This window comes from Cryptosporangium minutisporangium, assembly GCF_039536245.1.
GTDB classification, from domain to species: domain Bacteria; phylum Actinomycetota; class Actinomycetes; order Mycobacteriales; family Cryptosporangiaceae; genus Cryptosporangium; species Cryptosporangium minutisporangium.
The window spans coordinates 18,386-33,016 of record NZ_BAAAYN010000048.1; the positions used below are offsets into that span (position 1 = coordinate 18,386).

Genomic DNA, 14,631 nt, shown 5'->3' on the forward strand with positions numbered 1-14,631 from the left:
CTCGGGAAACGCTTCCCGAAATGCGGGACGTCACTCCTGGTGTACGGGATGAGGATGGGCCTGGCGAGGATTTCCTACCCGTAAAGAAGGATTTATGTGTCCGGAGATAGATACGGTCCGACTGCGGCGAGGACGTCGTTGCGGCGTGGTTGGCCCACGGCGCGACCGGTGATTCGCCCGGCCCGGTCGACCAGCAGCGTTGTCGGTGTACTCCGGACGTCGAGCGCGCGGACGGCGTCCAGGTGTGATTCGGCGTCGATCTCCACATGGACGACGTCCGGTAGCCGACTGGCCACGTCATCCAAGATTCGGCGGGTGGCGCGGCACGGCGCACAGAACGCCGAGGAGAACTGCACCAGCGTGACGGCGGCGCTCGCCGGCTCGATTCCGAGCTCCGCCCACACCCCGGCGGCGTCCGCCGAACCCGCGGCGTCCGGCCGGGCCGCACGGTCGCCGTGGCCGGCCGCAGGGGCCGGATCCGCCGCAGCGGCGGCGTTGTCCCCGGAGCCCGTGTCCCGCTCGGCGGGAGCGGTGGCGGGGGCCGGACCGACGTCGACCACCGGACCGACGTCTACCACCGGACCGACGTCGCGCACCGGGCGGACGCGGCCGGTCCGCGCGCGCCAGACCAGTCCGGCAGCGGTGGCCACCACCAGCACCCCGACCAAGATCAAGGCACGCAGCCCGGCGTCGTCCATGACCGGCCCAACACCTACCGCCGCCGGAGACTTCCCGGCCTCACTGCACCAGCGGAACGTTCGTCGCGCTCCCGGTCACGGTCAGAGAGCCGTTGCTCGCGGTCACCTTGTCGAGCTTCACCTCGAACGGCAGCGCCAGCGTGACCGGCTGGGCGAACTGATCGGTGACCTGGTCGACGATCACGGGCGGCACCTCGATCCCCTCCGCGGTGACCGAGCCGACGTCGAACGTCAGCGTGTCGCCTTCCAGCCGCGGCGTCACGTCCGCCCGGACGTCGACCACGCCGACGACCGGTACCTCCACCGGCAGGGTGGCCCGCAGCGCCGACCCGGCGCTCTCCAGCTTCAGGCCCTCCAGCCCCAGCCGCCGAGAGACCTCCGCGACGCTCAGCCGCCCGGTGCCGGTGATGCTGTCCGCGGTGACGTCGTGCAGTGCGCCGCCGCGCAGGACGTCCTGCGGGATCGAGACGTCCCGAAGCTTCAGATCGACCCGGTCGACCTTGCCGTCCGGCGTCGTGACGTTGGTCAGACGGACGTCGGCACCGTCGAAGTTCCCCGAGATCAACTGGGTGATGAACGGGAAGCCGACGGTCTCGACGTCGGTGCTCGCTGCCGGGGTCCCGTTGTCGCGCAGGTTCTGGGCGACGGCGTCGGTCAACCGGTTCTCGGCGGCAGCGGCGACGGCACGATCGACCGCTACGGCACCACCGCACACCACGACGAGCAGGACCACAATCAGCACGAGACAGCCGGTGCCTCGCCGCTTTCCGGCTGCCATTGCCCATCCTCCACCAGTCGATGTCCGACGCCGTGTTTACCAGGCGGGTGCTACCGCCCGCGTCAGAGCGTCAGACCGACCAGGTATCCGATCGGCGCCGCAACAGCGAGAGCCACCAGCGGGCCCAGGGCGGCGCCGGCGAGCCCTCCGGTCGGCCGGCCGCCGGCCGCGAGCCGGCCCGCGCGGGCGAAGTCGACGCTGAGGTCCGCGAGCACCGCCGCGGTTCCGACCAGCCAGCCGACGAGTGTCGCCGGGCCGAGCGGCAGGTCCAGCCCGAGCCCGACGCCGAGCGCCGACGCTCCGGCGGCCACCGCACTCCCCAGCGCCGGCCCGATGACACCGCGGGGGACGTCCCGGTGCGCGGTCGGCCGCGGCAGCACCAGATCGGTCGCCCGGGCGACCACCATCGCCACCGCGGCCGCGACGACGATCAGCGTGACGAGGTCCGGGTTGTCGGCCCGGCGCAGCGCGACCGTCGTGGCGAGCGCGACGACGGCGACCGCCACCGTCAGCGTCGACCCGAACGACTCGGTGACGTTGCGCCGCTTCACGCCGCGGGCCAGCTGGGTGAACGTTGTCGCGCCGAAAGCGCACGCCAGCACCGCGACCAGTCCGCCGGCCCCGCGTTCGCCGGTGGCCAGTGCGACCGCGTCGGCGGCGATCGCGGTGAGCACCCCGACGACGGCCGCGCCGAGCGTCCCCGGCGGGCGGGTCACCACGCACCAGGTACCGACCAGCGCGAGCTGGGCGACGAGGATCGCGATCGCGTACGGCAGCGGGCCCGCGAACGCGGCACCGCCCAGAACCGCTCCGCCGACCAGCGCAGTGACGCCGGCGGTGGCAGCCGTACCGGCCACGGGGCGGGTGCCGCCGGCGACCAACGCGTCGCCGAGCGGCTCCGAGCCCAGCGGTTCAGAAGGGGGACGCGGCTGCACGCCCCGATCGTGCCAGACGGGGTTGACGTCCTCGGTGGTCACGGGTGTACCCGAGGCGGTTCCGCTGCGGCGGCCTGCACCAGCCATCGTCCGAGCCGATCGGCGAGCGGCACCGGCAGTCGGTTCTCCGCGTGCGCGAACCCGGTTTCGAGCCAGACGGTGGCGTGACCGTCGGCCGCCGCTGCGAGGGCCAAGGGGTGCTCGACGGGGAAGTAGTGGTCGTCCAAACCGTGCACCAGCAACACCGGCGTCGGTGCGAGCGCCGACATCAACTCCAGGGGTGCGGGTGGGAGCGTTTCGGTCGGTGGGGCGAGCCGCACCTTGAAGACCGTGCGCGCCACCAGACGCCCCGGCAGTGTCTCGACCAGGACGTGCAGCGCCCGCATGACCGGGGTGTCCCGGACGAACGACCGCGACGGCGTGCTCACCGCTGCGACCGCGTCCACCCGCTCGTCGGGGCCGCGTCGCAGCGCGGCGTGGCACAGCGCCACCGCTGCACCGAACGAGAAGCCGACGGTCGCCACCCGGGCGTAACCCTGTCGGCGCGCCCACTCCACGGCCGCCGCGACGTCGGCGACCTCATGGGCGCCCATCGACGACACACCGGCGCTACGTCCGTGTCCGCGCAGTTCGACGACGAATACGTCCGCACGGCGTCGCAGCCGGACAACGAGCCGACGCACTGCCGCAACCCGCGCGTGGCCGGTGAAGCCGGGGATGAAGATGATCAAAGTGTCGGAATTGCGCCCGGGTCGGCCGTTGACCGCCGGCTCATCGGCTACCGGTGTGGCTGGCCACCAGGAACCGAAAAGCTGAATTTGGTCCTCTGTGAGAAGGAGCACCGGCTCTCCGCTGTCCACTGTTGTTATCCTGCCCGTAACGCTCCGGACCGCACGCGTCGGGGCGGGACCTGGGCAGCGCCGCCCGCCGGATCGATTCACCCGGAGGTGGCCCATGGAAATCCTCCTCATGACGGCTGGCGAAGCGGAAGCTGCGACCGTCCTCCCTGCCCTGGATCTTCTTGGACACACCGTCCGGACCGCGCCGCGCGACTTGAAGGCGCTGCTCGGCGGGCCGACCCCCGACGCGGTCATGGTGGACGCCCGTAGCGACCTCGCCGGCGCCCGCTCGACCTGCCGGCTGCTCCGTACGACCGGCCTCACCGTTCCGCTGTTCGCCGTGCTCACCGAGGGTGGTCTGGTCGCCCTCAACGCCGAGTGGGGCGTCGACGACATCCTGCTCACCACGGCCGGTCCGGCCGAGGTCGAAGCCCGTCTGCGCCTGGCCACCGGCAAGAACGGCAACGAGGCCGCCGACGACGAGCCGGGCGTCGTCCGCGCCGGCGAGCTGGTGATCGACCCACAGACCTACTCGGCCCGGATCAAGGGCCGCCCGCTCGACCTCACCTACAAGGAGTTCGAGCTGCTCCGCTTCCTCGCCCAGCACCCGGGGCGCGTGTTCACGCGTGACCAGCTGCTCCGCGAGGTCTGGGGTTACGACTACTTCGGTGGCACCCGCACCGTCGACGTCCACGTCCGTCGGCTGCGGGCGAAGCTCGGCAGCGAGCACGAGGCGCTGATCGGTACCGTGCGTCAGGTCGGCTACAAGTTCGTCACCCCGCCGCCGCGCACGCTGCCCGAGGTCGACCCCGTGCTGAGCGTCGTCTGACCCACGTCCCTTGAACCGGGAGTCGCCCGCGCCGGGCGGCCCCGGTTTAGTGGTGCGGAGTCCGGCCTAAAGTTCCAAGTCGTGGCGACTGACGAACGTGCGATTCCGGGTCTCGACGACATCGAAGCCGTACTGGCCCTGGCAGCGGCGGCGACCGCGACCGACGGCGTCGGCCCGCTCTCCGAGCAGACCCTGCTGGCGCTGCGGAACCCCGCGGACTATCCGGACGTCGTTCATCTCTTCGCGCGCGAGTCGGACGGGGTAGTCGGCTACGCACAGGTCGCGAAGGACGCCGGGAACGCGTCAGGCGAAGTCGTGGTCCATCCCGCGTTCCGCGGCAAAGGTCTCGGCCGGCGTCTGGTGGAGTCGGCGCTCGCGGCGGCGCGCGACGCCGGTGTGCCGCTCGCGATCTGGGCGCACGGCGAGCACCCGGCGGCCCTCGCACTGGCCCGTTCGCTCGGTCTCGTCCGCTCCCGGGTGCTGTTCAAGATGTGCCGGCCGCTGGAGCGTCCGCTGCCGCCCGTTCGGTTGCCGGACGACGTCCGACTGCGACCGTTCGTGGTCGGCGCCGACGACGCGGCCTGGCTGCGGGTCAACGCACGGGCGTTCGCGACCCACCCGGAGCAGGGCAAGTGGACGCGGCACGACTTGGAGCTGCGGCAGCGCGAACCCTGGTTCGACCCCGCGGGTTTCCTGCTCGCGGTGCCGGCGGACGAGCCCACCACGTTGCTCGGCTTCCACTGGACGAAGCGGGAGCTCACCGCGGACGGCGCTCCCGGCCCGGAGGGCGAGGTGTACGTCGTCGGGGTCGATCCGGACGCGCAGGGGCTCCGGCTCGGGACCGCGCTGACTCTCGCCGGGCTCGACCACCTCAAGAACACCGGCGCGACCGAGGCCGCCCTGTACGTCGACGAGTCCAACGCGCGCGCCGTCCGGATGTACGCCGGTCTGGGCTTCGAGGTCTGCGAGACGCACGTGATGTACGGGACGGGTTGATCCGGTTCTGCACCCGAACTGCACCCGAGGGGCGCCTTAACACCCGTATTGGGGCATTCGTACCTTTGTAGGTATGCATACCGTCTCCGTGGACCTGGCCGGTGTCGATGGGACGGGGCTGGGCGGTGTCGTCCTACTCATCCTCGGCGCGGGCTGCGTCTGGGGCGGTCGAGGGCTGACGCTGCCGCTTCTCCGCATCCGGACCACGGCCGGTGCCGGCCGTCGCTCGCCGCGGATGCGGTCTCGGGCCCGGACGACCGGGCTTCGAGCGGTGTTGCTCGTGGCCGTGTGTGCCGTGCCGCTCGTACTGGCCCCTGGCGCGACCCCGGCGAGCGCGCACACCCGACTGGTCGAGTCGGCCGGCGAGGCGTCGGCGCGGGTCCTGCGCGTCGAGCTCGCCGCTGCGGAGGTGCGGGCGGCGGACGTGAGCTTCGCCGAGCTCTCCAGCGACGGTGTCACGGCCGACGCGCCCTCCGCGGGCGGCGAGAGCGCGGTGACCGGCGTACCGATCAAGGTCGACGCGGGCAGCCTGGTCACGGATGGCGTCGTCACCGCCGACGCAGCGCGGAACACGTCCGGATCGAGCGCCTCCGCAGCACTCGGCCGGTTCACGCTCACGGCTTTCGGCACTCGCGTGCTGACCGCCGACCGCATCGGCGCCCAGGTGAGCTGCCCGCCGCGCGGCTCGGCCGAGCCGACCACGGCCACGGCCGTCGCCGGGCTCCGGATCGCCGGACGGCCCGCGGAGTTCACGGATCGGGTCGTCACGCTGTCCGGCACGGCCACGGTGCCCACCGTCGGCGGCCTGCGGGTCCGCGTCGACCTGCACCGAACCGCCAACGTGGACGCCAAGGGCGCGCACGCCGAGGTCGAGGCCCGGATCTTCGCGACGGTGAGGGACGAGGCACCGGTCGATCTCGGCACGCTGCGGCTGGCCGCCGCCGGCTGCGTACCCGCCGCCACCGGCTCGGACACCCCACCTGCGGTGGGCCGTGACGTGGGGCCTGGCCGTGACGTGGGGCCTGGCCGTGACGTGGGGCCTGGCCGTGACGTGGGGCCTGGCCGTGACGTGGGGCCCGGCCGCCCGGACGGCGCCCAGTCTGCCCGTCGCCCGGACAGTGCCGAGCCTGCCGGGACGGGCCGGATCGGCGTCACCACCACCGCGCCTACCGCCAACCGACCCGGAAGCACCACTCCTGCCGCGGGCACCCCGGCGGCCGCCGCGCCCAGCGGCGCGACGCGGCCGGCAACGAGCGGTCGGGCGCCGACCAGCGCCCCCGGCACGGCTCCGGGTTCGGTTCGGGAGGCGGCGCCGCCCGCGGCGGGCGCTCCGGCGGCTCCGGCGGCGGCCTCGGGTGGGAAGGCGGCGGATCGCGTGCGCGCGGGCGCCGGCCGGAGCGGCACCCCCGCCCGCGAAGAGCAGGTCGCCGCGAACCCGCTGCTGATCGGCCCGCCCGCGGCACCCGTGGACCGACTCCCGCAGAGCCTCACCGCCGCCGCGCCGCCGCTCACCTTCGCCCGCCCCCCAGCGAGCGGCCTCCGGCCCCCGTCCCTGCCGACGGTCGGCGCGCCAGCGCCGGGTGCGCCCGCGCCGGGGACCCCGACCCCGCTCGCGCCGGGCGCGACCGCGATCGCCGGCCCGACGATCGCACGCCTGATGCCCGCCCGCGGCCCGGTCGACGGCGGCGCGGCGATCACGGTGACCGGCACCAACCTCGGCGGGGCCGAGACCGCGGTCGTGGTCTGCGGCGCGCAGGTACCGACCGGCGCGGTCGAGGTGAGCGGCGACGGGACGTCGCTGACGTTCACCGCACCGGCGTGCCGTCCGGGGAGCAGCACGGTGCGGGTAGTCACCAAGGCCGGGGTCGCCACCGGCCAGTTCATCTACGTCGGCACGGCCGGCGCCGTCTCCGACAGCACGCAACGGGTCGCCGCGGCCACCGGCGCCGGCCTGATCGGGGCGTTGCTCCTGGTGGCCGTCCTGATGGTCTGGGAACCGGCCAGACGGGTGTCGGCGACGGGCCGCCCCCGGCGCCCGGCGACAGCGCATTCGGAGCCGGCCACGCTCGGACTCGGCTCCTACCCGGACTTCGACCGAGCCTTCCGCCGCCTCCTCGTGTGACGGTCCGGGCGTTGGGGCATTCGACGCATCCGGGCGTGAACCTCCGTTACGGGGGCGAGCCCGTGCCGGCCGGGGCACGATGCTTCTCCGAGGACGGTCGTCTGCGCTGGGGAGGCCCCCGTGGCGAAGAAGCGTCGGCTCCTGGGTGTTCTGTCCGGAGGCGCGGTGACGGCGTTAGCCCTGGTCGTCGCTGGCCCCGCGACCGCAGCCGCCCCACCGAAGGCAAGCCCGACCGCAGTCGGACACGGCGGGGCGGTGTCGTCCGTCGACCCGGACGCGACCGCGATCGGCATCGAGGTCCTGCGCCGCGGCGGCAACGCGGTCGACGCCGCCGTCGCCACGGCCGCGGCGCTCGGCGTCACCGAGCCGTACTCCGCCGGCATCGGGGGCGGCGGCTTCTTCGTCTTCTACGACGCCAAGCGCAAGAAGATCAGCACGATCGACGGCCGCGAGACCGCGCCGGCGAGCTTCACGTCGACCGTGTTCACCGAGAACGGCACCCCGATCCCGTTCGCCGAGGCGGTCACCAGCGGCCTCTCCGTCGGTGTCCCCGGTACGCCGCGGACATGGGACCGTGCGCTCGACGCGTGGGGCACCCGATCGCTGTCCCGGTTACTCGGGCCCGCGACCGCACTGGCGAGGAAGGGCTTCGTCGTCGACGCGACGTTCCGCGACCAGACCGCCGCCAACGCGGCCCGCTTCGCCGACTTCCCGGCTACCCGGAGGTTGTTCCTCCCGGGTGGGCAGCCTCCGGCGGTGGGCACCACGCTGCGCAACCCCGACTTGGCGCGCACGTACGAGCAGCTGGCCCGCGGGGGCGTGCAGCAGATGTACACCGGCCCGATCGGCGCGGACGTCGTCCGGACCGCGCAGAACCCCCCGGTCGACCCGGCGGCTACCCGGATCGTCCGTAAGGGCCAGCTGACCATGGCCGACCTGGCCAGGTACACGGCGCCGTTCCGGGCACCGACCCGCACCGGATACCGCGGCCTCGACGTCTACAGCATGGCGCCACCGTCCTCCGGCGGCACCACCGTCGGCGAGGCGCTCAACATCCTCGAACGGATCGGTCTCCAGGGCGTCGACCCGACGCAGTACCTGCACCGTTACCTGACCGCCACGACGCTTGCCTTCGCCGATCGCAACCGTTGGGTGGGTGACCCGGCAGCGGTGGACGTGCCGGTCCGGGAGCTGCTCTCCGACCGGTTCGCCGCCACTCGTGCTTGCCTGTTCGACCCGGCGAGGGCGTTGACCACCCCACAGCCGCCGGGTGATCCGCGCGCGGCCGGCGCGGAGTGCCCGATCCCGGCTGGGGCGCCGGTCGGCGCGGGTGAGGAGGGACCGTCGACGACGCACCTCACGGTCGCGGACAAGTGGGGGAACGTCGTCGCCTACACGCTCACGATCGAGCAGACCGGTGGGTCGGGGATCACCGTTCCCGGGCGGGGCTTCCTGCTCAACAACGAGCTCACCGACTTCAACTTCACGCCGGTGACGCCGGGCGTCCCGGACCCCAACCTGCCAGGCCCGGGCAAGCGTCCGCGTAGCTCGATGTCGCCCACGATCGTGCTCGACCACGGGAAGCCGCTGCTCGCGCTCGGATCGCCGGGCGGCGCCACGATCATCACGACGGTGCTACAGGTGCTGCTCGGTCGGCTGGATCGCGGGTTGACGCTGCCGGCGGCGATCGCGGCTCCCCGCGCGTCCGGACGCAACGGGGCCGCGGTGGACGCGGAGCCCGGCTTCGACACCACGGCGCTGACCGCGCTCGGGTGGCGGTTCGCGTCGGTGGCGGAGATCGGCGCGGTTGCCGCGGTCGAGTTCCTGCCCGACGGCCGCGTGCTCGCGGCGGCCGAGCCCACCCGCCGAGGTGGTGGGTCCGCAGCGGTGGTTCGCCGGTAGTCTCCAGGCGCCCGCCCTCGCTGTGGTGCTGGTAACTCCCCGCGACGCGACCGCTGTTCACCGTCCATTGACGGCGTTCGCTGCCGTGATCGGCGCCCCTAGTGCAAATTCGGCATTCGGTGGGTAACCTGCGGCGCTGCCACCGCCATCTGAGCGAAAGATCCGTTTTGACGGTAATCACTCAGAGTAAAGGCCGGTCGGGCGATACTGGATCGTGATCGCGGGGCGTGATCTCGTTCACCTAATAGCCACTGAGCTGTGCAGAGACGGTTAATTCCGCAACGAACGGAGTTCACCGTGCGTTCATTTAGGCCCGGGGAGCGCGTCACCTTCGCTACCTAGCGTTCCGAACGACCGGCGACAGAAGCCGGCCCCAGAGGTCTGGGCAGTAACCCCTCGGAGGGACCTGAACGTGAAGCTGCACCGCACTGGCGCCATCGCCGGGATTGCGCTTGCCAGCCTGCTCGCCATTTCCGCCTGTGGTTCCGACAACGTCGACACCGCGAGCTCTGACTCCAGCGCGAGCAGCAACCCGAACTGTGCCGAGGGCCAGATCTCGGCCTCCGGCTCGTCCGCGCAGAAGACCGCGATGAACGCGTGGACGACCGCGTACGCCAAGGACTGTGGCGCGCAGATCAACTACGCCGCCACCGGTTCCGGCGCGGGCGTCAAGGAGTTCACCGCCGGCAAGGTCGCGTTCGCCGGCTCGGACTCGGCGCTGAAGGACGACGAGCAGACCGCGGCCGACGCGCGCTGCAAGACCGGTAAGGCCATCAACATCCCCGGTGTGGCCACCGCGGTCGGGATCGTTTTCAACGTCAAGGGCATCGACAAGCTGACGCTCGACCCGGCCACGATCTCGAAGATCTTCCAGGGCCAGATCAAGACCTGGAACGACCCGGCGATCGCCAAGACGAACTCCGGCGTGACGCTGCCTGCGACCGCGATCTCGGTCGTCTTCCGGTCGAAGGACTCCGGCACCACCGACAACTTCACCAAGTTCCTCGAGGCGCAGACCCCGGAGACCTGGAAGCTCGGCACCGGTAAGGGCTGGAAGGGCACCGTCGGCACCGGCGCGCCCGACTCGGCGGGCATCGTCTCCGCGGTGACCGGCAAGGACGGCTCGGTCTCCTACGTCGACGCCCCCGACGCCAAGAAGAACAGCCTGAAGACCGCCGCGATCGACACCGGCGCCGGCGCCGTCGAGATCTCCGACGAGACCGTCGGTAAGGCGATCGCCGCCGCCGAGCAGGACTTCGACGGCAACAACCTGAAGCTCAAGCTCAACTACGGGCTGAAGGAGGCCGGTGCCTACCCGGCCGTGCTGGTGACCTACCAGATCACCTGCGAGAAGGGCCTCACCGCAGACGAGGCGAAGCTGGCCAAGGGCTTCCTCAGCTACGTGGTCAGCGACGCCGGGCAGGCCGCCGCGGCGGACGCCGGTTACTCCAAGCTGCCGGCTGAGCTGCTGACCAAGGCTCAGACCGCCGCCGCCGCCATCGCCTGACAAGTTTTGCCTGAGTTGTCCGTCGGCCTGGGCCGGGTGAGGACCACAGCGTCCTCGCCCGGCTCGGGCGTGTGCAGGCCGTCTCTTGCCCCCAGGCCCCCGGGCCGCTGAAGTCCAGAGGAAGTACGTCATGGCTGACCCCTCCACGAAACCAGCCACCACCACCGTCCCCGCGCCGCCTGAGCGTCGGGCGCCCGCACCGGATAAGTCCGGTGGCGGCCTCGGTGGGCAGAAGTCGACCCGCGGCGGCGACGCCATCTTCAAGTTCATCTCGACCGGCGCCGGGGCCGTGCTGCTCGCGATCATGGGTGCGATCGCCGCGTTCCTGATCTACAAGTCGATCGATGCGTTCACGTCGAACGACGGCAACTTCTTCACCGAGAAGACGTGGGCGCCGGACGCGTCCGAGCCGGGTGGTCCGTCGATATTCGGAATTGCGGCGCTCACGTACCACACGGTCGTCACCGGCATCATCGCGATGGTCATCGCGGTGCCGGTCGCGATCGGCATCGCGCTGTTCATCACGTTCTACGCTCCGCGGCGGCTGTCGCAGGGCCTGGCCTACCTGGTCGACCTGCTCGCCGCGGTGCCGTCGGTCGTCTACGGCCTGTGGGGTCTGTTCTTCCTCGTGCCGAACATGACCGGCCTGACGCTCTTCCTCGACCAGTACCTCGGCTGGATCCCGCTCTTCGACTACCGGCCGGACGACATCCCCGGTAACCGCTCGGACTTCACCGTCGGCGTCGTGCTCGCGGTGATGATCCTGCCGATCGTCGCTGCGATCACGCGCGAGGTGTTCCGCCAGGTCCCGCCGGCCCACGTGGAGGGGGCGCTGGCGCTGGGGGCCACCCGCTGGGAAATGATCCGGCTCTCGGTACTGCCGTTCGGCCGCGCAGGCATGGTCTCCGCCGCGATCCTCGGCCTCGGCCGCGCGCTCGGTGAGACGCTCGCCGTCACGATCATCCTGGCCAGCGCCTACAACGTGAGCATCCACATCACCGAGAACGGCGGCGTCACGTTCGCGTCGAACATCGCGAACAAGTACGACGAGGCCGGCGAGATCGGCACCAGCGCGCTCATCGCGTCCGGTCTCTGCCTGTTCGTCATCACGCTGATCGTCAACTCGCTGTCGCAGCTCATCGTGCGTCGCAAGAAGGAGGCCTGATCATGGCTACTCTCCAGGCTTCCCCGTCCGAACTCCGCGAGAGCAACCTGCGCGGCCAGAAGCTTCCGAACTGGACGCCGTGGGCGATCGGCGCGGGCGCCATCGTGGTCAGCGCGCTGATCTTCGCGGTGACCGGTGACAGCTTCAACAGGGCCCGGTTCGCGGTGCTGGCCGCGTTGCTGTTCGTCGTCGCGCTGACCGCCGCCAGCTTCGCGGTCGAGGGCCGGCGGCAGGCGACCGACCGCCTGTTCACGACGTTCGTGTACTCGGCGTTCGTCCTCGCGATCGCCCCGTTGATCTCGATCATCTACTACACGCTGTCCAAGGGCCTGAGCGTCATCGACGGCGGGTTCCTGACCCACTCGATGTTCACGATCAGCGAGGACAGCTTCGGCGGTGGCGCGTACCACGCGATCATCGGCACGCTGATCGTCACCGGGATCGCGACCGTCTTCGCGGTGCCGATCGGGGTACTGACCGCGGTTTACCTGGTCGAGTACGGCGAGGGAAAGAAGTTCGCTCGCCTGGTCAGCTTCTTCGTCGACGTGATGACCGGTATCCCGTCGATCGTCGCCGGTCTGTTCATCTTCACGTTCTGGCTGCTCACGCTCGGCTTCCAGAAGTCCGGTTTCGCCGGGGCGCTCTCGCTGGTCATCCTCATGCTGCCGGTCATCGTCCGGTCCACCGAGGAGATCCTCCGCCTGGTGCCGCACGAACTGCGGGAGGCGTCGTACGCGCTCGGTGTGCCGAAGTGGAAGACGATCGTTCGGGTCGTGCTGCCGACCGCGTTCAGCGGCATCGTCACCGGCGTCATGCTGGCGATCGCCCGCGCGATGGGTGAGACCGCGCCGCTGCTGCTGCTCGTCGGTACCCAGGCGAAGATCAACTTCGACCCGACCTCGGACGCGATGTCGACGCTGCCGACGTTCATCTACTCGCAGCTCGGCAGCGCGGCCGGTAACGCGGACGCCCCGGGCACGGCCCGTGCGTGGGGTGCGGCGGTCACGCTGATCGCGATCATCATGGTCTTCAACCTGCTCGCCCGGTTCGTCGGGCGGTTCACCAAGGCCCGCGGCTGAGTCTCGCCGCCGAGCCAACCCCCGGACGTAACCCGAAAGAGGCACCCGCCATGTCCAAGGCGATCGAAGTCAAAGACGTCAACATCTACTACGGCAACTTCCTGGCGGTCGAGGGGGTGTCGATGTCGATCGAGCCGCGCTCGGTCACCGCGTTCATCGGCCCGTCCGGCTGCGGCAAGTCCACCGTGCTCCGCACGCTCAACCGGATGCACGAGGTCATCCCGGGTGCGCGCGTCGAGGGCAAGGTGCTCCTGCAGGGCGAGGACATCTACGGCTCCTCGGTCGACCCGGTGAACGTCCGCCGCACGATCGGCATGGTGTTCCAGCGTCCGAACCCGTTCCCGACGATGTCGATCTACGACAACGTCATCGCTGGGCTGAAGCTCCAGGGCCGGCAGAAGAAGGGTGCCCTGGACGACACGGTGGAGAAGTCGCTCAAGGGCGCGAACCTCTGGAACGAGGTGAAGGACCGGCTGAAGAAGCCCGGTGCCGGCCTCTCCGGCGGGCAGCAGCAGCGGCTCTGCATCGCCCGGGCGATCGCGGTCGAGCCGGAGGTCCTACTGATGGACGAGCCGTGCTCGGCGCTGGACCCGATCTCGACGCTCGCGATCGAGGACCTGATCCAGCAGCTCAAGACCGACTACACGATCGTCATCGTCACCCACAACATGCAGCAGGCCGCGCGGGTCAGCGAGCGGACCGGGTTCTTCAACCTCTCCGCCGTCGGCAAGCCCGGCAAGTTGGTGGAGATGGACGACACCCAGAAGATCTTCACCAACCCCACTGACAAGCGCACCGAGGACTACATCACTGGTCGCTTCGGCTGACCGGCCTTGCGGTCGCCCCGATACGTCGGGCGACGCGCGACGGGTCCGGTCCCCGCGCGGGGGCGGGGATCGGGACCCGGCCGGCCGCTACGAGCGGCCTTCCGCCCGACGCAACGGCGGTCGGGCGATCGCACAGTCGTACCCCGGCGGGACGGACCTCCCGGGGCAGCAGGACATGTTCTGCGAGGAGACATTCCCGTGCGTGAGGAATTCCGCCGCAATCTCGCGGCGGCCGAGGACACCCTGGCCGGACTGGCCGAAACTGCGGCCGCGGCGATCGAGCAGGCCACCGTCGCACTCCTGGAAGCCGACCTGGCCGCGGCCGAGCGGTCCCAGGAGTCCAACCGGGCGTTACGGCAGCGCCTGACCGAGTTGGAGAGCACGGCGTACGACCTGCTCGCGCTGCAGGCGCCGGTGGCATCGGACCTGCGGGTCCTGGTGACCGTCGTCCGGTTGGGCGCCAACATCGAGCGGATGGGATCGCTGGCCGCGCACATCGCCGAGACCGCCGAGCGGCGCCACCCGGCAGTCGTCATCCCAGATCTGCTGGTTCCGGTGTTCCGGCAGATGGGCGAGGTGGCACAGCAGATGGCGGTGGACGCCGCGGCGGCGCTGCGGTCGCGGGATACCGCCGACGCGGCCCGCCTCGAGGCCGAGGACGACACCGTCGACCGCCTGCGCCTGGAGCTGTTCCGCCAGATCGCCGGCGATTGGCCGCACGGCGCCGAAGCGGCGGCCGACGCAGCGCTGCTGGGTCGCTACTACGAGCGGTTCGCCGACCACGCGGTCGCGATCGCCGACGCGGTGCTGTACCTGGTCACCGGCGTGGCCGTCGAGGTTGCCGCCGAGTAATTCCGACCGGTGACGCGTCATTACCCGCGCCCGGTCCGCCATCTTCGGTTCGGCGGACCGGGCGCGGGTATGTTCGCGGAACCTGTCGTCCGATACCGGCGT

General features: G+C 71.2%; 13 protein-coding genes. 9 read left to right on the top strand and 4 right to left on the bottom strand.

Annotated elements, in window-relative coordinates; genetic code table 11:
• Positions 1 to 92 precede the first annotated feature (92 nt).
• From ABEB28_RS34050 to ABEB28_RS34065, 4 genes are all read right to left on the bottom strand, one after another.
• Positions 93 to 698 (bottom strand): TlpA family protein disulfide reductase, encoded by a 606-nt coding sequence (locus tag ABEB28_RS34050; RefSeq protein WP_345732375.1) that lies wholly within the window; start codon positions 696 to 698, stop codon positions 93 to 95.
• A gap of 40 nt (positions 699 to 738) precedes the next feature.
• The gene (locus ABEB28_RS34055; protein ID WP_345732376.1) at positions 739 to 1,476 is read right to left on the bottom strand and encodes an LmeA family phospholipid-binding protein; all 738 of its coding nucleotides are present in this window, start codon (positions 1,474 to 1,476) and stop codon (positions 739 to 741) included.
• Between the two features lie 62 nt (positions 1,477 to 1,538).
• Complete coding sequence (locus tag ABEB28_RS34060) at positions 1,539 to 2,453, bottom strand: hypothetical protein (RefSeq protein WP_345732377.1); 915 nt, start codon at positions 2,451 to 2,453, stop codon at positions 1,539 to 1,541.
• Positions 2,450 to 3,382, bottom strand: coding sequence for an alpha/beta hydrolase family protein (locus ABEB28_RS34065; protein ID WP_376981954.1), 933 nt, complete (start codon positions 3,380 to 3,382; stop codon positions 2,450 to 2,452). Before ABEB28_RS34065 ends, ABEB28_RS34060 begins: the two co-directional genes overlap by 4 nt.
• Between ABEB28_RS34065 and ABEB28_RS34070 the strand changes: the two genes are divergently transcribed.
• The 9 genes from ABEB28_RS34070 (at position 3,366) to phoU (ending at position 14,529) form a co-directional block, all read left to right on the top strand.
• Positions 3,366 to 4,079 carry a winged helix-turn-helix transcriptional regulator gene (locus tag ABEB28_RS34070; RefSeq protein ID WP_345732379.1) on the top strand — a complete coding sequence of 238 codons (714 nt, stop codon included), beginning with the start codon at positions 3,366 to 3,368 and terminating at the stop codon, positions 4,077 to 4,079. The two genes, ABEB28_RS34065 and ABEB28_RS34070, sit on opposite strands and share 17 nt — an antisense overlap.
• A gap of 81 nt (positions 4,080 to 4,160) precedes the next feature.
• The gene (mshD, locus tag ABEB28_RS34075; protein WP_345732380.1) at positions 4,161 to 5,075 is read left to right on the top strand and encodes a mycothiol synthase; all 915 of its coding nucleotides are present in this window, start codon (positions 4,161 to 4,163) and stop codon (positions 5,073 to 5,075) included.
• A gap of 73 nt (positions 5,076 to 5,148) precedes the next feature.
• Complete coding sequence (locus ABEB28_RS34080) at positions 5,149 to 7,197, top strand: IPT/TIG domain-containing protein (protein ID WP_345732381.1); 2,049 nt, start codon at positions 5,149 to 5,151, stop codon at positions 7,195 to 7,197.
• Between the two features lie 120 nt (positions 7,198 to 7,317).
• Positions 7,318 to 9,099: a gamma-glutamyltransferase gene (gene ggt, locus ABEB28_RS34085; RefSeq protein WP_376981584.1), complete on the top strand. Its 1,782-nt coding sequence runs from the start codon at positions 7,318 to 7,320 to the stop codon at positions 9,097 to 9,099.
• A gap of 412 nt (positions 9,100 to 9,511) precedes the next feature.
• On the top strand, positions 9,512 to 10,606 hold the full coding sequence (gene pstS, locus ABEB28_RS34090) for a phosphate ABC transporter substrate-binding protein PstS (RefSeq protein ID WP_345732382.1): 1,095 nt from the start codon (positions 9,512 to 9,514) through the stop codon (positions 10,604 to 10,606).
• A 130-nt stretch (positions 10,607 to 10,736) separates the two neighbouring features.
• A complete protein-coding gene (gene pstC, locus ABEB28_RS34095) occupies positions 10,737 to 11,771 on the top strand; it encodes a phosphate ABC transporter permease subunit PstC (RefSeq protein ID WP_345732383.1) in 1,035 nt (344 codons plus the stop codon).
• A gap of 2 nt (positions 11,772 to 11,773) precedes the next feature.
• On the top strand, positions 11,774 to 12,850 hold the full coding sequence (gene pstA, locus ABEB28_RS34100) for a phosphate ABC transporter permease PstA (protein ID WP_345732384.1): 1,077 nt from the start codon (positions 11,774 to 11,776) through the stop codon (positions 12,848 to 12,850).
• Positions 12,851 to 12,900: 50 nt separating this feature from the next.
• Positions 12,901 to 13,677, top strand: a complete 777-nt coding sequence (gene pstB / locus ABEB28_RS34105) for a phosphate ABC transporter ATP-binding protein PstB (protein WP_345732385.1) — start codon at positions 12,901 to 12,903, stop codon at positions 13,675 to 13,677.
• Between the two features lie 198 nt (positions 13,678 to 13,875).
• Entirely contained in the window at positions 13,876 to 14,529 is a 654-nt protein-coding gene (gene phoU / locus ABEB28_RS34110; RefSeq protein ID WP_345732386.1) for a phosphate signaling complex protein PhoU, read from the top strand.
• Positions 14,530 to 14,631 lie beyond the last annotated feature (102 nt).